Source organism: Pseudomonadota bacterium (assembly GCA_038533575.1).
GTDB lineage: Bacteria > Pseudomonadota > Alphaproteobacteria > Rhodobacterales > Rhodobacteraceae > Shimia_B.
Map to the genome: position 1 here is coordinate 1469452 of JBCAYL010000001.1, position 19609 is coordinate 1489060.

At 65.7% G+C, this 19609-nt stretch carries 19 protein-coding genes and 1 tRNA gene; 9 read left to right on the plus strand and 11 right to left on the minus strand.

The annotated features are described in order from the left end of the window. Window positions 1-63: 63 nt before the first annotated feature. Window positions 64-147 (plus strand) — tRNA-Tyr (locus AAFM92_07455). A 15-nt stretch (window positions 148-162) separates the two neighbouring features. Here the strand turns inward: AAFM92_07455 and AAFM92_07460 are convergent. Together AAFM92_07460 and AAFM92_07465 are read right to left on the minus strand one after the other, a co-directional pair. Beyond that, window positions 163-1563, minus strand: coding sequence for a sulfotransferase (locus AAFM92_07460; GenBank protein ID MEL7300205.1), 1401 nt, complete (start codon window positions 1561-1563; stop codon window positions 163-165). Between the two features lie 13 nt (window positions 1564-1576). Beyond that, entirely contained in the window at window positions 1577-1774 is a 198-nt protein-coding gene (locus AAFM92_07465; protein MEL7300206.1) for a hypothetical protein, read from the minus strand. 215 nt (window positions 1775-1989) lie between these two features. Here AAFM92_07465 and AAFM92_07470 point away from each other — a divergent pair, with 215 nt between their 5' ends. Both AAFM92_07470 and AAFM92_07475 read left to right on the plus strand, forming a co-directional pair. Then, window positions 1990-3267, plus strand: a complete 1278-nt coding sequence (locus tag AAFM92_07470) for an arylsulfotransferase family protein (protein ID MEL7300207.1) — start codon at window positions 1990-1992, stop codon at window positions 3265-3267. Window positions 3268-3271: 4 nt separating this feature from the next. Further along, window positions 3272-4255, plus strand: coding sequence for a hypothetical protein (locus AAFM92_07475; protein MEL7300208.1), 984 nt, complete (start codon window positions 3272-3274; stop codon window positions 4253-4255). Here the strand turns inward: AAFM92_07475 and AAFM92_07480 are convergent. Then, entirely contained in the window at window positions 4252-4665 is a 414-nt protein-coding gene (locus tag AAFM92_07480; protein ID MEL7300209.1) for a VOC family protein, read from the minus strand. The two genes, AAFM92_07475 and AAFM92_07480, sit on opposite strands and share 4 nt — an antisense overlap. A 205-nt stretch (window positions 4666-4870) precedes the next feature. Here AAFM92_07480 and AAFM92_07485 point away from each other — a divergent pair, with 205 nt between their 5' ends. Then, window positions 4871-7021: a hypothetical protein gene (locus AAFM92_07485; protein MEL7300210.1), complete on the plus strand. Its 2151-nt coding sequence runs from the start codon at window positions 4871-4873 to the stop codon at window positions 7019-7021. 66 nt (window positions 7022-7087) lie between these two features. On the opposite strand, the gene hppD is transcribed toward AAFM92_07485, so the two are convergent. Further along, window positions 7088-8188 carry a 4-hydroxyphenylpyruvate dioxygenase gene (gene hppD / locus AAFM92_07490; GenBank protein MEL7300211.1) on the minus strand — a complete coding sequence of 367 codons (1101 nt, stop codon included), beginning with the start codon at window positions 8186-8188 and terminating at the stop codon, window positions 7088-7090. 129 nt (window positions 8189-8317) lie between these two features. Between hppD and AAFM92_07495 the strand changes: the two genes are divergently transcribed. Then, window positions 8318-8776, plus strand: coding sequence for an Lrp/AsnC family transcriptional regulator (locus AAFM92_07495; protein MEL7300212.1), 459 nt, complete (start codon window positions 8318-8320; stop codon window positions 8774-8776). Beyond that, window positions 8773-10635 carry a cation:proton antiporter gene (locus tag AAFM92_07500; protein MEL7300213.1) on the plus strand — a complete coding sequence of 621 codons (1863 nt, stop codon included), beginning with the start codon at window positions 8773-8775 and terminating at the stop codon, window positions 10633-10635. The genes AAFM92_07495 and AAFM92_07500 overlap by 4 nt, the downstream gene beginning before the upstream one ends. On the opposite strand, the gene cobT is transcribed toward AAFM92_07500, so the two are convergent. Further along, on the minus strand, window positions 10632-11630 hold the full coding sequence (cobT, locus tag AAFM92_07505; protein MEL7300214.1) for a nicotinate-nucleotide--dimethylbenzimidazole phosphoribosyltransferase: 999 nt from the start codon (window positions 11628-11630) through the stop codon (window positions 10632-10634). The genes AAFM92_07500 and cobT overlap by 4 nt on opposite strands. Window positions 11631-11703: 73 nt before the next feature. Between cobT and cobS the strand changes: the two genes are divergently transcribed. Then, window positions 11704-12459 (plus strand): adenosylcobinamide-GDP ribazoletransferase, encoded by a 756-nt coding sequence (gene cobS / locus AAFM92_07510; protein MEL7300215.1) that lies wholly within the window; start codon window positions 11704-11706, stop codon window positions 12457-12459. Window positions 12460-12514: 55 nt separating this feature from the next. Here the strand turns inward: cobS and AAFM92_07515 are convergent, their stop codons facing one another. The 5 genes from AAFM92_07515 to AAFM92_07535 all read right to left on the minus strand — a co-directional run bounded on the left by AAFM92_07515 (window position 12515) and on the right by AAFM92_07535 (window position 17501). Next, window positions 12515-13027: a CarD family transcriptional regulator gene (locus tag AAFM92_07515; protein MEL7300216.1), complete on the minus strand. Its 513-nt coding sequence runs from the start codon at window positions 13025-13027 to the stop codon at window positions 12515-12517. A gap of 222 nt (window positions 13028-13249) precedes the next feature. Continuing rightward, window positions 13250-13588 carry a ferredoxin FdxA gene (gene fdxA, locus AAFM92_07520; GenBank protein ID MEL7300217.1) on the minus strand — a complete coding sequence of 113 codons (339 nt, stop codon included), beginning with the start codon at window positions 13586-13588 and terminating at the stop codon, window positions 13250-13252. 32 nt (window positions 13589-13620) lie between these two features. Next, window positions 13621-14004: an RNA-binding S4 domain-containing protein gene (locus tag AAFM92_07525; GenBank protein MEL7300218.1), complete on the minus strand. Its 384-nt coding sequence runs from the start codon at window positions 14002-14004 to the stop codon at window positions 13621-13623. Continuing rightward, a complete protein-coding gene (locus AAFM92_07530; GenBank protein ID MEL7300219.1) occupies window positions 14001-16910 on the minus strand; it encodes a helicase-related protein in 2910 nt (969 codons plus the stop codon). Before AAFM92_07530 ends, AAFM92_07525 begins: the two co-directional genes overlap by 4 nt. A gap of 30 nt (window positions 16911-16940) precedes the next feature. Further along, window positions 16941-17501, minus strand: a complete 561-nt coding sequence (locus AAFM92_07535; GenBank protein MEL7300220.1) for a tetratricopeptide repeat protein — start codon at window positions 17499-17501, stop codon at window positions 16941-16943. Window positions 17502-17565: 64 nt separating this feature from the next. On the opposite strand from AAFM92_07535, the gene AAFM92_07540 reads away from it, so the two are divergent. Both AAFM92_07540 and AAFM92_07545 read left to right on the plus strand, forming a co-directional pair. Next, on the plus strand, window positions 17566-17850 hold the full coding sequence (locus AAFM92_07540; GenBank protein ID MEL7300221.1) for an SCP2 sterol-binding domain-containing protein: 285 nt from the start codon (window positions 17566-17568) through the stop codon (window positions 17848-17850). A 5-nt stretch (window positions 17851-17855) separates the two neighbouring features. Further along, on the plus strand, window positions 17856-18812 hold the full coding sequence (locus AAFM92_07545; GenBank protein MEL7300222.1) for an alpha/beta hydrolase: 957 nt from the start codon (window positions 17856-17858) through the stop codon (window positions 18810-18812). On the opposite strand, the gene AAFM92_07550 is transcribed toward AAFM92_07545, so the two are convergent. Continuing rightward, window positions 18809-19573 (minus strand): aldolase/citrate lyase family protein, encoded by a 765-nt coding sequence (locus tag AAFM92_07550; protein ID MEL7300223.1) that lies wholly within the window; start codon window positions 19571-19573, stop codon window positions 18809-18811. The genes AAFM92_07545 and AAFM92_07550 overlap by 4 nt on opposite strands. Between the last annotated feature and the right edge of the window lie 36 nt (window positions 19574-19609).

Consider the following 19609-nt stretch of genomic DNA (forward strand, 5'->3'; position numbering starts at 1 on the left):
AAACCAGTGGCGGCTTTTTCATGTTGACCCTCCCCGGCGGCCCGATTAGCACCCGCCAGCAGTGGGCGACAGGCCGCAAGGTGTGGCAGGGGACTGTAACTCCCTCGCGGAGACGCACGCCTGGTTCGATTCCAGGGTCGCCCACCACTTCACTCCAAGATGTCAGAGCGAGGCGGCCGCCAGTGACTGGTAGAACGCCTCGGCTTCCGCCATGAGCTGGGCGTCGAAGAGATGCGTCGGCGCGTCATCCGATCCCGCGCGGAAGTAGGTGCTGAAATCCTGCTTGGACGCGAGATTGAGGGTCCCGAGCAGGGCCTGCATCGTTTCGTTTGGCGCGGCGCGCAGGCGGTTCTGATCCACGAGGATGGCGCCCTCGCGGTGGGCAGACACATGGCGGAAGGCAGCGATCCAGTAGGCGAGCCAGTAGTCCGGCATGTCGGGCGTGAGCCCGTCGAAAGCACCCTCGAAACCCAGTCGCTTGTGCAATGCGCCAAACTCGAAATGACCGATATCGGCCATGTATTTTCGGCCGAATTCGTCGGTCTTGTGCCGCTCCGTGAAGCGTTGGTGTTGCCGCATGAGCGATGCGGCATGCGCGGCCGGGTGCCGGACGGGGATCACGATCTGCGCGCCCGGAAACATCTCTGGCAGAATATCGAGGCGGGCGATGTTGGCATTGTTCTTGGAAAGATACCGGCCGCCGGGCGCGCGGAGCGCCGTGACCTTCTGAAAGGCATGGCGGAGGGCGGTGGTCTTTTCCGCATCGGTATCCCTCCAAAGCGGGATCACTGGCACCTCGTATGCCTCGGGCCAATGCTGGATCCAGTAGACCTCGTCGAAGGCTTCGGCGCTGTCGAGGTCGATCTCCATCCCATCTCCGTGGGCGCGTTCGGTCCGCGTCACCTGACGCTTGCCGGAGAGGGCATCCCAGAGGATCGGGGCCGTCACGAAAGGCATGTCTCGGTAGCGCAGGGTCGCGGTGCCGGGCACCGTCGCCAGGGCGTTGAGCAGGGCTGTCGTTCCGCCCCGCGCCAGTGACGTCACAAAGATCGGGGCGTCCATCTCCGCGGCGTTGATGCGGCGCGCGAAGAGGCGGTCCTCGATGCGCGACAGGCCCCGCTGCAGGGCGGGGCTCGCAAAGGCGAGATTGTGCAGCGTCTGATCGCCCGCACCGCTCTCCCGCTCCTGTCCGCGGCTCAGGGTCCAGGCCGAGGCACAGGCCACGAGCGACACGGCAAGAATGAAGTCGACACGAAGCAGCACGTCGAATGAGGCCGCGCTTGGCACGAGCCCCAGCTGCGCGGCCGCGTATATGGGAAGGGCCGCGGCACCGAGCGCCGCCGCCATGCGCCACAGGATCGCCCACGCGCGGCGGAAGAGCGCGAAACCGGCCTGCCGGACGGCGCGCTCCTTGGCATCATCATCGAGGCTTGGGTCGAACATGGCGGAGAGCCCGCCGGTCACCTCGCCGGCCATGCCGCCCACGACACTCAGAACCCGCGCCCGCCACAGGGCATAGGCAAATCCCGCCACCGCGAGGAGCGCGATGACGAGCGGAGCCATGCTCGCGTCCATGTTAGTCCTGTGCGGCTGCTTTGCGCGCTTTCAGCGCGCGCTTGATCGGGAAGTAGAGAAAGCCCGCGATCAGCAGGACGACCCCGGCCAAGACGGCCACGGCCGCGAGGATCGCGCCGGCACCTGCGCCGGGGCCCACATAGGCCTGCGCAGGGGCGGCGATGAGCGCGAAAAGAGCGATCAGGGAAAGATTCTTCATTGCTTTGCCTCCAAGTCGGCGCCTCGACACGGGCACCGTTCCAGTCCGCAGGAGAAAAGCCGTGAAAAGCGCGCATTTTTGCGGTTCGAAATGCGGCGAAATCAGGGCATTTCCCGCGGCCACGGCCGTGCAAAGGGCTGGCTTGGTGGCCGCGAACCGGGCATTATCGGCGCAACGACACGTGGCAACACGGCGACCGAGAGCAGCGAGGCATCATGGCAGAAAACCAGGGCGACAGGATCGCGCGCGCGATCTCACGAGGCGCGGGCCTTCTCATCATTGCGGGTCTGATCTACGCGCTGGGGGCACGGGCCGAGCGCAACGATGCCTGGCCGCTGAGTTCCGTTCGAGACGCGACGACGATCATCACCGGCCTCATCCGGGACGGGGAAGTGATCCCGCCCGGCCGCCGCGTCCCCGCCCCTGCCGGCGCGCCGCGCGAGCGGGTCACGTTTCACGATGCAGGCGCGGCCGTGGGCGAGGGTCACTATGCGCTTCTCGGCTGGGACGTGGCCGCGGGGCATTACGGGCTTTTCTTCCATGCCATCGACGGCACTCTGCTTCACACCACGCCCATCGACGAGATGAGCTTTGATGCGCGCGCCGAGCACAATTCCAACGCGCCCCACGCCATGCAGATGCTCCCCGATGGCTCCGTGCTGGTGAGCTTCGACTGGCTGGGCACGGTCGCGCGGCTCGACGCATGCGGAAATCCTGTCTGGCAGCGGGAGGGCTTTTATCACCATTCCTTCGAACCCGCCGCCGACGGCGGCATTTGGACATGGTGGGGAGAGCTCACCGCCTACGGTCAGATCCAGGACATCCTGAAGTTTGACCCGGAGACCGGCGAGGACATCACGCGCATTTCCTTCACCGAGGACGTCGTCATGCGGGACGCGCAATCCGCGCTTCTCTATTCCTTCCTGCCGGGCGCCGCGTTCACGCCCGACGACGAGAACCCGCTGGATATCTTTCACCCCAATGATGCCGAGGAGCTCCTGCCGGAGATGGCAGACGCCTTTCCGATGCTTGCCGCAGGCGATCTCATGCTGTCGATCCGGGAGCTCGATCTCGTGACGATCATCGACCCGGAGACCGGCGAAACGAAGTGGTCTCAACAGGGGCCGTGGCTCAAGCAGCACGATCCGGATTTCCTCCCGGACGGGACGATCTCGGTGTACAACAACAGCCGCTTCCGCCCGAACTCGTCGATCATGGTCATCGATCCGACGACCCGCGAGGTGACGAATCCGATCCCCGGCCTCGACGTGCCCTTCAAGAGCGCCTTCCGCGGCAAGCACCAGCATCTGCCCAACGGCAACATCCTCATCACCATCCCGGAACAGGGGCAGGTGCTCGAAGTCACCGCGGACGGCGCCGTGGCGGTCGAATTCAACAACCCGGCAGCCCGAGAGGGCTTCAACGAGGATATCGTCAACGCGAAATGGTACGCCCCGGGATACTTCGAGACCCTGCCCGCTTGCGGGGGCTAGGCGAATGACCGACTTCAACGTCGTCGTCATTGGTCAGAAAGGCAGGCTCTCCTACGAGGCCGCGCTCTTCGTCGTGTCGCTGCGCGAATTCTCCCCCGGCTTCCAGGGTCGCGTTTTCGTGGGCGAGCCGCAGCCGGGGCCGGCATGGCCGCAAGATCCACGCATGACCTCGCCCGGCATCCGCGCGCTCCTCGAGGAGCACGGGGCCGAGATCCTGCCATTCGACAGCGTGCATTTCGGCGCGGCCTACCCGCCGGGCAACAAGATCGAAGTCTTGAGCGCCCTGCCCGAGGGCGAACCCTTCGTCTTCTTTGACAGCGACACGCTGGTGACCGGTGACCTGTCAGAGGTGCCTTTCGATTTCGAGCGCCCCTCCGCCTCCCTCAAGCGCACGGGCACCTGGCCTGAGATCGAGCTCTACGGCCCCGGCTACACGGCCATCTGGAAATCGCTCTACGACAAGTTCGGCCTTGATTTCGGGAGCTCGCTCGACCTCTCCCAGCCCGACGAGTACTGGCAGCGCTACCTCTATTTCAACGCGGGCTTCTTCTTCGGCTCGTGCCCGCGCCGGTTTGGGGCGCTCTTCACGGAATACGCGACGGCAATCCGGGACGACCCGCCAGAGCCTCTGGTCTGTCAGAAGCTCGATCCCTGGCTGGATCAGGTCGCCCTGCCCTTGGTCATCCATGCGCTTGGTGGTGGTCGCGATACCCTCCCCGCGGGATATCTCGACGGTGAGACCACCTGCCACTATCGCTATTTGCCGCTTCTTTACGCTCGCGAAAGCGACCGGGTCGTCGGCGCCTTGGCAAGGGTCACCGAACCGAACAAGATCAAGAAGGTCTTGAAGGAGCATGATGCCTTCAAGCGCATGATCTACCAGGGGCGCGGAGTGAAAGTGCGGGAGCTCTTCGACCAGGATAACCTGCCGCGCAAGGAGCAGCAGATCCGCAACACGATCAAGCGTGAAGGCTTCTGGATGCGCTAGTGCGCAAAGATCGCTTCATCCCGCGCAAAGCCCTTCAGCTCGATCGGATTGCCCGATGGATCTTCGAAGAACATGGTCCATTGCTCTCCCGGCTCGCCCTCGAAACGGACTTGAGGCGCCAGGATGAAATCCATCTGTGCAGCCTCGAGCCTCTCCGCGACAGCGCGCCAATCCTTGAGCGAAAGCACAACGCCGAAATGCGGCATGGGCACCAGCGCGTCCCCCACCCTGCCGGTCCGAGCGGTGGCCAGTGGCGGCCCGATATGAAGCGAAAGCTGATGGCCGAAGAAGCTCACATCCACCCAGGTTTCAGCGCTTCGGCCCTCGCTGGCACCAAGAAGCCCGCAGTAGAAACCTCGCGCGATCGCAAGATCGTGGACGTTGATCGCCAAGTGGAACGGTGTGAGCATGAGGCCTCTCTTTTCGCATCTCCTAGCAATCGCGAAAGGCGCATCCAACCCGGCTTCGCGCGCTATCGCCGGTCATGGCGCGAATTATGCAAGCACCGCGCCGTGCGCTTTCAAATTCGATCCGCCTGCGCTAGGTTAAACCAACGTCTGGAGGCGGCACTTTCCTGTGCCAAGTCTTGCTCGGGAGGCCCTTGAGAGCGTGGCGATGTTGCCTGATTTCGCTGTCCATTTCTCGGTCGACGGCATCGCGCTCGACCAGAGGATGCCGCGTGGCTGGGCGCGCCTCGGAGAGGTCAGGTTTTCGAGCGATGCCTTCGTATCCGAGCTCGCCGCGCTCACGGGCAAGGCGAGACAGGCAGCAGAGGCGCAGGGGCAGACCCTTGCCTCGAAGCTCGTGCTCCCGAATGACCAACTCAAGCTTCTGACACTGCACGACGGCGACCCGTCCCGGAGCTCCATCGAACGCGCGCTGGAAGGCGCGACCCCCTATCCGCTCTCGGAGCTGAGGTTTGACTGGCGCACCGAGGGCGGGGCCACCCGCGTCGCCGCCGTGGCGCAAGAGACCCTCGACGAGGCCGAAGCCTTTGCGACGGAGCACGCTCTTGCACCGGTGGCATTCGTCGCCCTGCCCGAGGAGGGGTGGTCCGGCACCGAGGCGTTCTTCGGTGCCACCGGCGCGGCCTCGGGGGCAGCGCCCTCCCGCGACCCCGAACCTTACGAAACTGCGCCTGAGCCCGCTGCAGAGAAAGCCGGTGACGACGCGCCGAGCTTCAAGACAGTCCGACACGAGCCACCAGCGGAGACGGGCAGCGATCCGCTTCCCCTGACCGATGCCCTTTCCGCCTCGGACGACACGCACCGGGACGCACCCTCCCCCACGGCACCAAAGATCGTCCGACCGTCGACAATTGTCCCTGAAGGCGTGGCAGCGCCTCGGCTTGCAGCGGAGCCCCCGGGGCCGCAACCCGCCCGCCGCGACGCGCCCAAGGTGCGCAAGGACGCCGGCCCGCGCGCCGAGAGCAGCGCTCCCGCAGGCGACACCCTCATCGAAGACCGCGCCAGACCGAGATTTCTCGGCCTATTGCTGACGATCCTCTTGATCCTTGCTTTGCTGGCGGTGGCGGCCTTCGCGGCCGTGGACCGCACGGCCTTCGCGCGTCTTTTCGAGCGAGATGACCCCGCCGGGGCCGTGCTGCCGCAAGAGCACGCGCCCGAGGCCGTGGTGATTTCGCCCGCGCGCCTCGAAGCTCCGGACATCGCGGAGGTGGCACCAGACAGTCCGAGCAGCCGTCCGTCCATCGACCTGGCGTTGATCGCACCCCCGCCCCTGGCGCAGCCGGGTGACGCCACAGAACTGGCCTTGGAGGTGCCGCCGGAGCCGGAAGAGATCGAAAGAGAGCCGGAACCGGACACTGCGCCTGAGCCGCTCGACGGCGAGGCCCTAGACCGCTTTTATGCCGAGACAGGGATCTTTCCTCGTTCTCCGGACGCCTCCTCCGCGCCCATGGCGACCGCGCTTGATGCCTTTTACATCACGTCGATTGATCGCAGCATTGCGATGTCCGATCCTGTCGCGCTACCGGCGATTTCTTCGGAGCGGGATGATGTCCGGCCCGCGTCCCAGGCGGTGCCGCCGCCGCCCGATATCCGCTTCCGCATTGACGGACGGGGCCTCGTGATCGCCACGGAAGAGGGCGCCATCTCTCCGCAAGGCATCACGATCTTCGCCGGTCGCCCCCCCGTGACGGCACCGCTACGCATCCCGGGCGCGGCGGAGAATACGGCCGAACAGCTCGCTTTGGCTGGCCTGCGCCCGCGCGCACGGCCCGGGACCCTCGCCGAAACAACAGAGCGCAGCCAATTCGGCGGCCGCACGCGAGAAGAAATCGCCACCCTGCGCCCCCGGGTGCGCCCCGAGACGGCCAAGGCCGAGGCGGAAATCGCAGAACCAGATGCGCCACCGTCGGACCTGGCGGTGGTGGCGTCGCTCCGTCCCGAGCAGCGTCCGCGCAATATCGCGGCGCTCGTGGAGCAGGCGCGCGCCTCCCAGCCCACGCAAGTTGCCGTCGCCGCGCCCGCCGTGCCGCGAGAAACACGGCCCTCGGGCACGACGCGCGCGTCGGTGGCGCGCGCGGCCACGACGGACAATGCAATCAACCTTCGGCGCGTCAATCTCATCGGCGTCTACGGGACACCTTCAAACCGAAGCGCCCTCGTGCGGCTCGCGAATGGCCGCTTCGTGAAAGTGCAGGTCGGCGATCGCGTGGATGGCGGGCGCGTCTCCGCCATAGGCGAAAGCGCGCTGCGCTACGTGAAAGGCGGTCGCAACATCACGCTCGCCCTTCCTACCGGCTAGACCCGATCTAATATGGCCGGTGTGTCGCGCACCAGCGGCGCACTCCAAGCTGGCGCGGGACGGAGATCACTCCGCCGCCGTTCCGTACTCCCCGTTGGCCATTTCCTCTGCTTCGATGCTTTCGAAGAGGGCTTTGAAATTACCCTCGCCGAAGCCGTCATCTCCCTTGCGCTGGATGAACTCGAAGAAGATCGGCCCGATGACCGTCTTCGAGAAGATCTGCAGCAGGATCTTGGTCTCGCCCCCGTCGACGAACCCTTCGCCGTCGATCAGGATGCCATGTCGTTTCATGCGGTCGATGGGCTCTTCGTGGTCCTGCACGCGATCCTTGGAGAGCTCGTAATACGTGTCCGGCGGGCCGGGCATGAATGTCACGCCGAGATCGGCGATGGCATCCGTGGCGTCGTAGATGTCCCGGGCGCCCACGGCGATGTGCTGAATGCCCTCACCGTTGTATTTCTTCAGATAGTTCACGATCTGCCCGGTCTCGCCCCGGTCCTCGTTGATCGGGATGCGGATGCGGCCACACGGTGAGGTGAGCGCCCGCGACAGGAGCCCCGTGTACTTCCCCTCGATATCGAAGAAGCGGATCTCGCGGAAATTGAAGAGATCGCCGTAGAAGCGGAACCACGTCTCCATGTTCCCCTTGAAGACGTTGTGGGTCAGGTGATCGAGATAATGGAACCCCACGCCCTCGGGATGGGCCGCCGCCACCCAGTCGAATTCCTCGTTGTAGGGGTTTTCGTCGAAATACTGGTCGGTGAAATAGATCAGCGAGCCACCGATGCCCTTGATGGCGGGCCAGTTCACCGCTTTGCCCGGGCCGTCATAGGGCTCGGCCCCGTGCGCAACGGCGTGGCGGAAGGCGTGCTCGGCATCGACGACCCGCCACGCCATGGAGGGTGCACAGGGGCCGTGATCCTCGATGAACTGCGCGGCATGGGAGCCGGGCTCGGCATTGATCACGTAGGTGATATCCCCTTGCTGCCAGAGCTCGATCGCCCTCGCTTTGTGCGTGGCGGTGTGCTGGTAGCCCATGGCGCGGAAAATGGCGCGGAGTTCATCCGGGTCAGGATGGGCGAATTCCACGAACTCGAAACCGTCCGTGCCTGCGGGATTGTCTTCGGTGATCTTGGCGCGCGGCGCGTCGTGAGGGAACGGACCCATGACTATCTCCTCTGTTTGATGAAGATATGTGCCGCAATCCATGCCGCTTCCGCGCAAAACGAACTTTCAGGGGACGAATGTCACAGAAAAATTGCGCAATTGGCGGCCATCTTGCAGACTTTCATCATGATGGCCCTTGATCCGACAGACATCCGGCTTCTCGCCGCCCTTCAGCGCGATGCACAGCTCACGACGCATCAGCTTGGCGAGGCGCTCGGGCTCTCCGCCTCGCAAGCCGGTCGGAGACGACAGAGCTTGGAGGCATCGGGCTTCATCCGGCAGTACACCGCGCGGATCGAGCCTGCGAAACTCGGGCTCGACGTGCAGGCCTTCATACAGGTTCAGATGGGCAGCCAGGTCCCGGCCCATGCCGCCGAGTTCCTTCGCACCGTCCGCGCGCGCCCCGAGATCATCAGCGCCTGGACGCTCACGGGTGAGGCGGACTACCTGCTCCGGGTCTTTACCCCCGATCTCGCGCGCCTCAATCACCTCATCCATGACGTGATCCTGCCCATGCACGCGGTCGCGCGCGTCCAGAGCCAGATCGTCATGGACCAGCCCAAAGCCGACGCGGGATTGCCGCTGTGACCGAGTTCCTGTTGCAAGCCACGCTCTATCTCGGCGCCGGTCTCATAGCGGTGCCGCTCGCCGTGCGATTTGGGCTCGGCTCCGTGCTGGGCTACCTCGTCGCCGGGCTTTGCATCGGGCCCGCCCTTGGCCTCGTCAGCGACATCGAAGACATCCAGCACTTCGCGGAGTTCGGCGTGGTGATGATGCTCTTTATCATCGGCCTGGAACTCGACCCGCGGACGCTCTGGGCCATGCGGACCCGCCTCGTGGGCCTCGGCGGCCTCCAGATCGCGGTGACGGTCGGGGCGATCATGGCCGCAAGCATGGCCCTCAGTTTTCCCTGGCAGACATCGCTGGCCATCGGGCTCATCTTCGCGCTGTCCTCCACGGCCATCGTCCTGCAATCGCTCACGGAGAAAGGTCTCATGGCCACCGGCGGGGGGCGTTCGGCCTTCTCGGTGCTTCTCGCGCAGGACATCGCCGTCATTCCCTTTTTGGCGATCCTGCCCCTCCTTGCGATTGTGCCGGATGTCGTCGGGGCCCCGGACGGATCCATCACGCGGACCTTCGAGGACGCGGCCGCAGACACGCACAGCACCGTCTATCTGCTCGATGGCCTGCCACAATGGGGCGTCACGCTCGCCACCCTCGGCGCCGTGGCCGCCATCGCCCTCGTGGGGCGCTACCTGACGGGGCCGCTCTATCACCTCATCGCGAGGACACGCCTGCGCGAGCTCAATACGGCCTTTGCCCTCTTCATCGTCGTCTCGATCGCCGTGCTCATGAACATGGTGGGGCTCTCCCCTGCCCTCGGGGCCTTTGTGGCAGGCGTCGTCCTTGCCTCGTCTGAATTCCGGCACGAGCTCGAAAGCGCGGTGGAGCCCTTCAAGGGGCTCCTCCTCGGCCTCTTCTTCATCACCGTCGGCGCGGGCATCGATCTGGGCCTTCTCGCCTCCGCGCCGGCGACCATCCTCGGCGCAACGCTCGGCCTCATCGCGCTCAAAGGCACCGTGCTCTATCTTCTCGGCTGGGTGTTCCGGCTCCGCGGGAGGGCCCACGCGCTCTTCACGCTCTCACTGGCCCAGGCCGGGGAGTTCGGCTTCGTCCTCATCGCCTTTGCGGCGCAGACACGGGTGCTTCCCGAACGGCTCTCGCAGATCCTTCTGCTCATCGTGGCGCTCTCCATGCTCATGACACCGCTGCTTTTCATCGCCTACGAGCGCCTCGCGCACAGGTTGGGCGATCTCGAGCACCCGGAGCCGGACGAGATCGATGCCGAGGGCCGGATCATCATCGCGGGCGTCGGTCGCTTCGGTCAGATCGTCAACCGCATGGTGCAATCGGCGGGCATGACAGCCACGGTTCTCGACAACAATCTCGAAACGATCCAGCTCATGCGCGCTCTCGGCTTCAAGGGATACTACGGCGACCCGACGAACCCGGACCTCCTCCAGGCCGCGGGGCTCACGGAGGCCAAGGTGCTGGTGGTGGCCGTCGATGATGACCAGGCGGCCAAGACGCTCGTCAGCTATGCCCGGCGGGTGAGGCCCGACCTCCACATCATCTCCCGCGCGCGAGACCGCATCCACACCTACGAACTCGTGCAAGCGGGCGCGTCACAAACGGTGCGCGAGACCTTCGACAGTTCGCTGCGGGCGGGGCGCTACGTGCTTCAGGCCATGGATGTGGCGGAATTCGATGCCTACGAGCATGAAAAGACGTTCTACCGCCATGACCGCCACGTGCTCGCCGAGCTCGCAGAGCTCTGGAAACCGGGCTTGCCGCTTTCGCAAAACAAGGCGTATATCACGCGGGCGAAAGAGCTTGAGCGAGAGGTGGAGACCCAGATCGTCGCCGCCGCGGAAAAAGAGCACTAGCCGTCGCTGACGCCCGCCTCCGCGAAGGTGGCCATGCCGGAATGGCACGCGACGGCGCCCTTCATGACGCCCAGCGCAAGCGCGGCCCCGGAGCCCTCGCCGAGCCTTAGGCCGAGCGCGAGGAGCGGCTCCTTTCCGATCTTCTCAAGGAGCGCCTCGTGCGCGGTCTCCGCGCTTTGGTGCCCGGCGAGGCAGTGATCGAGTGCACCCGCCTCGGTCTCTGCGAGGATTGCAGCGGCGGCCGAGCAGATGAAGCCATCGAGAAGCACCGGAATGGAATGGGCCCGCGCCCCGGCGATGGCGCCGGCCATGGCGGCAAGCTCACGCCCACCGAGGCGCGCCAGCATATCGAGGGGCCCGGCCCCGCCATGCCGATCCACGCCTTCAGACACCACCTGCCGTTTGCGCGCGAGGCCGGTATCGTCGACCCCCGTGCCGCGGCCGACCCAGTCGCCGCCGTAGAGAGCGGTGCAGAGTGCGGCAGCCGACGTCGTGTTCCCGATGCCCATCTCCCCGGTGACGAGAATTTCCGCGTCCGGGTCCACCGCGTCCCAGCCGGCGGCCAATGCTGCCACGCATTCCGCCTCCGTCATGGCGGGTGCTGCCGTGAAATCCGCGGTCGGCGTGCCGAGGTCGAGCGCAATCACCTTCATCTCAGCTCCGAACGCGTCGGCGAGCTGGTTGATCGCCGCTCCGCCATGCTCGAAATTCGCCACCATTTGCGCGGTGACCTCCGCGGGGAACGCGGAGACGCCGCGGGCCGCCACGCCGTGGTTGCCTGCAAAGATCAGGATCTGTGGTTTGGCGAGCCGAGGCGTCTCCGTCCCCTGCCAGCCTGCCAGCCAGATCGCGACATCCTCGAGGCGACCGAGCGCACCGGGAGGCTTGGTGAGTTGTCCGTTGCGGGCGTGGGCCGCTTGGCGCGCGGCTTTATCGGGGCCAGGAGCTTCGGCCAGGCGGTCGGCAAATTCAGCGAGAGTGGAGAAACGGGCCATGGATGCCTTCTTCTTGATACGTGCTCCCGGCCTCTTTACCCCGGCCCCAGCGCAGGGCAAGCGGGAGCGAGGCATGGAAAGGACCGAAAGCGTCATCGACTGGCGCGACATTCCTGCGGCGCTCGGTTTCCTGACGCGGTTGCCCATCCCCGTCGATGGAGACTGGGCCGTGGCGCGAGGCGCGAGAAGTGCATGGGCCTATCCGCTCGCCGGGCTCTTCGTCGGGGTGCTTTTGGCAGCCATAGCCTTCGCGGCCTCCAGGCTGGGCCTCTCCAGTGGCCTTGCCGCCGCGCTGGGGCTTGCGGCCACGATCGTCGTGACGGGGGCGCTTCACGAGGACGGCCTCGCCGATACAGCCGACGGCCTCTGGGGCGGATGGACGCCTGCGCGCAGGCTCGAGATCATGAACGACAGCCGCATCGGCGCCTACGGCGTCCTTGCCCTGGTGATGATGGTGCTCATGTCATCGCTCGCGCTCTCCGAGCTCCTCCGTGCGGGGGCCTACTGGGCGATCATTTCCCTGCCGATCGCCTCCCGCGCCGTCATGCCCGCGCTCATGGGTCTGCCCCATGCCCGGCCGGGCGGTGTCAGCGCCGCCATCGGCCGCCCCCCGCGCGCAGCGATCTGGCTGGCGGCAGCGCTTGGCCTCGTGGCCCTGCTGCCGCTTGGATGGGACGGGCTCGCGGCGGGGATCGTCGTCGCCAGCGTCGCCGCGGGAATGGGCCGTCTCGCGCTCGCGAAGATTGGCGGGCAGACCGGGGACATCCTCGGCGCGGCCCAGCAAGTCACGCAACTCGCGGGCTGGCTGACCCTCGCGGCCTTGCTCTGACGAAAAAAGGCGCCCGAAACCGGGCGCCTTCTCAAAATTGGTTGGGGCGGCTCGCCTAGGCTGCGGCGCGCGACGTGAGGACCTCTGCGACCTCCTCGCCTGCGACAGCCTCCTCGGCCCCATTCACAGCGGCGATCTCGCGCGTGAGGCGCTCAAGCGCGGCTTCGTAGAGCTGACGCTCGGAATAGGATTGCTCGCGCTGATCATCCTGGCGGTGCAGGTCGCGCACAACCTCGGCAATCGCGATGAGATCGCCGGAATTGATCTTCTGCTCGTATTCCTGCGCGCGGCGCGACCACATGGCTTTTTTGACCTTGGCCTTGCCCTTCAGCGTCTTCATGGCCTGGCTCACCACGTCGGGCCCGGCGAGCGGGCGCATGCCCACCTCCGTCGCCTTGTGCGTCGGCACGCGGAGCGTCATCTTGTCCTTCTCAAACGAGATCACGAACAGCTCGAGAGAGATCCCCGCGACCTCCTGCTCCTCGATGGAGACGATCTTGCCCACGCCATGGGCGGGGTACACGACGAAGTCGTTCGGACTGAACTCGCTTTTCTTGCTCTTGCTCATCTGGGTCCTTCCTCAAGCAATAGCGCCGGTCTTGAGACGACAAATCGCCCTGCACCAGCGGCGACGCTGGGGATGCACGGCGTGAATTGGGTCAAAAAAACCATCCAGTGCGGCAGCAAGGGATGGGTCGGCTACATTTTCATCGTTGAATACATAGCACACGAATCAGGAAAAAGTAAGCTCTTCTTAAAATCCGCCGCGTTCTCAGGGCGTTGCGCGGCGTTAATCCCCCTCGCCGGGTGCCTCGGAGAAGTACTTCTCAAGCTTCCCCTCTTCCCCGTCGCGCTCCTCCGCGTTGGGCATGGGGTCTTTCTTCGTGATGATGTTGGGCCATTGGAGCGAATACTTGCGGTTGAACTCGACCCACTTGTCCATGTCCGGCTCGGTGTCGGGCCGGATCGCATCCGCCGGGCATTCCGGCTCGCACACGCCGCAGTCGATGCATTCATCGGGGTGGATCACCAGCGTGTTCTCGCCCTCGTAAAAACAGTCCACGGGGCAGACTTCCACGCAATCGGTGAATTTGCACTCAATGCAATTGTCGGTCACCACGTAGGTCATCGGGGGTTCGGTCCTCTTTTCGTGCCGCAGAACTAGTCGTCAAAGACCGAGCCTTCAAGGCGACTTATGGCGCGCCGATCCCGCTTGGTGGGACGCCCCGCCCGGTCACGGGCAGGATGCTGCTCTTCGCGCGGCGGGCGCGCTTCGGGCGGCGCGAGATCCTTGTAGAGCTGCTGTGCCTCAGGGGCTGGGCCACGGCGTGTGCCGACGGCAACCAGTTCAATGACGCGCACATCGCGCTGCTGCTGAAATGTCAGCACATCGCCCGGTGCGATGGCGCGCGATGGCTTCGAGATCGGCGTGGAGTTCACGCGAACCTTCCCCTCCGACACGACCCGCGCAGCAAGCGAGCGCGTCTTGAAGAACCGCGCCTGCCAAAGCCACTTGTCGACGCGGATGCTGTCGGTCTCACTCACTCCTTGCCCTTGAGGCCCATGAGGGCCGCGGCGAAGGGATTGTCCGGGTCGATCTTGTCTTTCTTCTGAGGCTTGGCCTCGTAGGTCTTGGGTCCGCGCGCCTGCGGCTTGCCCCCCTTGCCCTTGGCCGGGCCTTTGCCACGGCCCTGCGGCTTGCCACCCTTGCCACGGGGTTTCGCGCCATCGGGACGCGCTCCCCGCGGGCGACCGCCACCCCATGTGAATGTGAAGAAAACCTCCATCTCCGGCGCGGCGTCCGCCTCGGCTGGCTCCGCTGTGGGCGCCTCGGTCGGCGCGGTCTCCGGCCCAGTCTCCGGCCCAGTCTCCGGCACGGGCAAGGCCGCCTCCGCGGGAGGCTTGGGCGCATCCGGGGGCAGATCGGCAGGCGGCGGTGGAGGCACCTCCCCCGGCGCGTCGCCAGGCGTCTCTCCCGGGACCTCGGAGGGCGGCGGGGCGGGCGGCGTCGGAGGCGGAGCGGGCGGCTGAGGAATGCCGGCATCGGCGTCCTCGACGACAGGCGCGGGCTTTGCGGGTTTCACCTGCTCGCCCCTCTCCGCGCGGTATCCTAGGCCTTGCATGAGATCGGCGAATTGCTCTAGCGTCATGCCCGTGATGGAGAGCATGTCGGCGCTCGCTTCAAAGCCGCCGCGCGTGTCCTGCGTCCGGATCATGTCCGCGAGGCGCTCGAGCATGTCGATCCGGATCGCGCGCTCCCCGGCCGCGCGGTAGCCTGCCGCGGTATGGAACCAATCCTCGGCGTCCTTGTCCGTGGGAATGGACACGAGGCCGGGCGGAGGGCTCTCGGGGAAGACATCCACGCCCTTGGCCAGTGACATGAGCACAAGCCGCAGGCGCGTGGGCGCCGGCTTCAAGAGAAGCGGAAGAAAGATCGTGAACTGTCCGAAGCGCACGCCGTGCTTGCGCAGGAGGCCACGGGCGTCCTGATCGAGATTCTTGACGTCATCTGCCACGGCCGCGCGGGGCATGATCCCCATCGCCTCGACCATCTGGAAGGCGAAGCCGCGCGCGAGCCCGGTGAGCGCCTCATCGCGCTGCATGGCGATGAGCGGCTCGAAGAGCGCGGCGATCTTGCGATCGATGAAATGCTGCAACCGGCGCGCGACCTTCTCGGCCAATTCGGGCCCTGCCTCGTCGTCGACGAAGGCTTTCACCTGCGGCTTCAACGGGTCAGAGCCCTGCACGAGCTTGCCCACGGCCTGGTCACCCCACATGAGGCCACCCTGCTCGGTGAAGTCGATCTCTGTATCGGGCGCGTTGTAGAAGCGGTCTGTCATCAGGTGGAATTTGGGCGCGAGCGCCTGAAGCGCGGCGGAGCGCAGCGTCTTGGCCTCTCCGGCGGAGGAGCTTTCGTCCTGACGGAACCGAAAGCCCTCCAGCTTGCCCACCACGTGACCTTCCACGGTCACCTCACCCTGATCGTTCACTTCGGCCAAAAGCCTCTCCTTCTGTTTCAACCGGCGCATGAGGACGCTCGTGCGCCGGTCGACAAATCTCGCGGTCAGCGCGGTGTGCAGCGCGTCTGACAGGCGGTCTTCTACGGCACGGGTCTCGCCGCGCCAATGGGATTCGTCCTCCACCCAGCCCGCGCGCTGCGCGACGTAGGTCCATGTGCGAACAAACGCCAAGCGCTTGGAAAGCGTGTCGATATCGCCTTCCGTGCGGTCGATCCGCGCCACCTGCCGTCGGAACCAGTCATTGGGGATCTGGCCCGCCTCGTGGAGATACTTGAAGATCTGCGCGAGGAGCCCGGCATGCTCCGTGGGGGAGATGCCCCTGAAATCCGGCACGCGGCACACGTCCCAGAGAAGGCGCACAGAGGAGCCAGTCGTCGATCTCGCACGCACTTCGGCCTCGCTCGTCAGCGCCTTTAGCGCTGCGAGGTCATCGCTTTCCCGCACCCGTGTGAGCCAGGGGTCGGAGGTCGGCGCTTCCAGGCTCTGGATCAGCCGCTCGGGAGAGCCGAATTCGAGCCGCGAGTTGCGCCATTGCAGCTTCTTCACCGGCGCGAAGCGATGCTCCTGAATGGACGCCACGACCTCCTCGTGGAGCGGGCTTGCCTCACCGGTAACACCGAACGTGCCATTCGTACGATAGCGCCCGGCCCGTCCGGCGATCTGGCCGAGCTCGCCCGCCATGAGGGGGCGCATGCGCCGCCCGTCGAACTTGTGCGTGCCGGAGAACGCGACGTGCTCCACGTCGAGGTTGAGCCCCATGCCGATGGCATCGGTGGCGACCATGAAGTCCACGTCGCCGTTCTGGTAGAGCTCCACCTGCGCGTTCCGCGTGCGCGGGCTGAGTGCGCCCATGACCACGGCCGCCCCGCCCCGCTGACGCTTCAGCAGCTCGGCGATGGCATAGACATTCTCCACGCTGAAGCTCACCACCGCCGACCGGGGCCGCATGCGGGAGAGCTTCTTTTCGCCCGTATAGGTCAGCTCCGAGAATCGCTCCCGGCTCAGGAACTGCGCCTTGGGCACCATGGCAGAAATGGCGGAACGCATCGTATCCGCGCCCATGAAGAGCGTCTCGTGCGTCCCGCGCGCATGTAAGAGCCTGTCCGTGAAAACATGCCCCCGGTCCAGGTCTGCACACATCTGGATCTCGTCTATGGCCACGAAATCGCAGCCGAGCCCCTCGGGCATCGCCTCGACGGTACAGACCCAGTAGGCCGCGCGATCGGGCACGATGCGCTCTTCTCCGGTCACGAGCGCCACGACGGACGGCCCCCGCAGCTTGACGATGCGGTCGTAGACCTCGCGCGCAAGGAGCCTCAGAGGCAGCCCGATGATGCCCGTGGGATAGGCGATCATGCGCTCGATCGCGTAATGCGTCTTGCCTGTGTTGGTCGGCCCCAAGACGGCGGTGATCCGCCCCATCTCAGCCATGCGTGCTCCCCCGAGACAGGGGCCAGTCGTTCAAAGGCGCTGGCCCGCCGTCGCTTTTTCCAATCTCTCTATCGTCGCCGATAGGTTTTCGCGGTGGGGATGTATAGCCCGCACGGCATGGTAGACCTCAAGCGCCTCCTCGGGCATGTCGAGCTCTTCAAGAATGACCGCGAGGCCGGACATGGCCCCGAAATGCCGCGGCTCCAGCGCCAGCGCGCGGCGCAGATCAGCGAGCGCCGGGCCGAATTTGCCGACGTTGTAGTAGGCCGTCGCCCGAGCGTGAAAGCCCTGCGCGAATTTCGGCGCGTGGTCCGTCAGAGCCGTGAGATGCTCTATGGCTGCCTCGAAATCCTCGTCCTGAAGAGCAGCCTCGCCGCGCTCCAGAAGCAGGTCCATGGCCGGCGAGCCCGATTTGGACCATTCCTGCCAGATCTTCTGCTCGAGCGGCGCGTAGTCCGCGGGGTCCACGTTCTGCAAACGCTCAAAGAGCGGGTCCAGGTCTGTTTGCTGCGCCGCGGCGGGTAGGGAAAACCCGACCCCCATCAGAAGTGCCGCAACGGTATATCGACGGATGTTTGTAAACGTGAGCATGACGCGATTGAATGTAGCCGAGGGCAGGACAAATACCAGCCTGAGCGAAAGCAAGGAGCAAGACATGAGCATGATCGACACGGCCGTAGCCGCACTCAAGGAGAAGGTGGACGGCGGCTTCGACGGCACCGCGAAATTCGAGATCGCCGACGAAGGCTCGATCATCATCGACCGTGACGGCGTGCGCGCCGACGATGGTGACGCTGACGTCACGCTGAAGGCCGACGCGGATACCTTCAAGGGCATTCTCGACGGCAACGTGAACCCCACGACCGCATTCATGACCGGCAAGCTCAGCGTCGATGGCGACATGGGCATGGCCATGAAGCTCGCGGGCGTCCTGGGCTAGGCACCATGGAGGCGGCACCGCTCCATACCGATGTCGCCGAAGGGCCCGACGGCGGGTCAGCCCATTGGCTGCTCGCCTCCGACGGCCTCCGGATCAGGATCGGCGTCTGGCCCGAGGGCGGGACGCACGGGACGGTGTTCATCTTTCCGGGGCGGACGGAATACGTCGAAAAATACGGTCGATCGGCGACCGAACTGAAAACGCGCGGCTTTGCGACCGTTGCCGTGGACTGGCGCGGGCAAGGCATTGCGGATCGCATGCTCGAAGACGGCCGGATCGGCCATGTCATGCGCTTCGGCGACTACCAGCACGATGTGGCCGCCGTGATGGACGCGGCGCGCCAGCTCGACTTGCCGCGGCCGTGGTTCCTCCTCGGCCATTCCATGGGCGGATGCATCGGCCTCCGGGCCGTGCTCGACGGCCTCGACGTCGCCGCCTGTGCGTTTTCGGCACCGATGTGGGGCGTTCAGATTTCGGCCGGCCTCAGGCCCGTGGCCTGGACGCTAAGCTCGGTCCTGCCGCCAATTGGGCTCGGCAACATGAAGTCACCCGGCACCAACGATATCGTCTACGTGCTCGACGGCGAATTCGAGGACAACACGCTCACCAACGATCGCGAAACGTGGGAGTACATGGCGCGGCAGGCGCGGGCTCATCCCGAGATCGCGCTGGGCTCGCCCTCGATCATCTGGCTGCGTGAGGCCCTCCGGGAGATGCGCACCCTCTCCACGCGGCCCTCGCCTGAGATGCCAGGGCTTTGCTTTCTCGGCACGAACGAGCGCATCGTCGATCCTGCGCGCATCAAGCGGCGCATGGAGGAGTGGCCCGGCGGTCGGCTCATCGAATTCAAGGATGCCGAGCACGAGGTCATGATGGAGGAGCCCGACGTGCGCCAGGCGGTGTTCGACGCCTGCGCGGAGCACTTCAAAGCGGCCACCTTGGCCAAGGCCTCCTGGACCTAGCCCTTGATCTTGTGAACGCCCATGGCCTCCGCTGCGGCGCCCGCCCGGAGCCAGTTGTGCTCGGACGCGATGAAGAAGACCGTCAGCCCGTGATGCACGAGGCTTTCTGCCTGCACTGCGTTTCCGACAAAGGTCATGTACGCCTTGCCATGTGCCTTGGCGGCTGCGCCACAGGTCGCATAGGCCGCGGCCAATTCGTCCGAGCTTTGGTCGCGTTTCCCGTATCCCACCGACAGGTCCGCGGGCCCGAGGAAGAGCCCGTCCACGCCCGGCGTGGCGGCGATGGCGTCAGCGGCCTCCACGCCCGCAGGCTCCTCGATCTGCGCGATGAGGATCGTCTCAGACGTCTGATCGAGGATCTCCGGCATCTTGCGGGTGGCAAAGCCTGCCCAGCGCGTCGAGCCGGCATAGCCGCGCCCGCCCAGCCCGAAATGCCCCGCTTTCGCCAGCGCCGCCGCCTTCTCCGCGCTATCCACATGGGGCGCGACGATCCCCACGGCTCCGGCGTCGAGGGCTTGCAGGATATCCGGCGCGGCATTCGCACCGGGACGCACGAGGATGGGAAAATCAAGCGCCCGGCCGATGGCGAGGCACATGTCCATCCGCGCGCGGTCAAACGGGGCGTGCTCGGCATCGAGGCAGAGAAAATCGAGGCCGGAGCCGGCGAGCACCTCCACGAGTTCGTAGGCCGGTGTCTTCAAGAAGGTGCCCGCGAGCATCTCCCCGGCCATCATGCGGCTCTTGAAATCTGAAATGCCCATGGTGCCCTCCCTTTGACCCGCGCGAGAGCATCACGG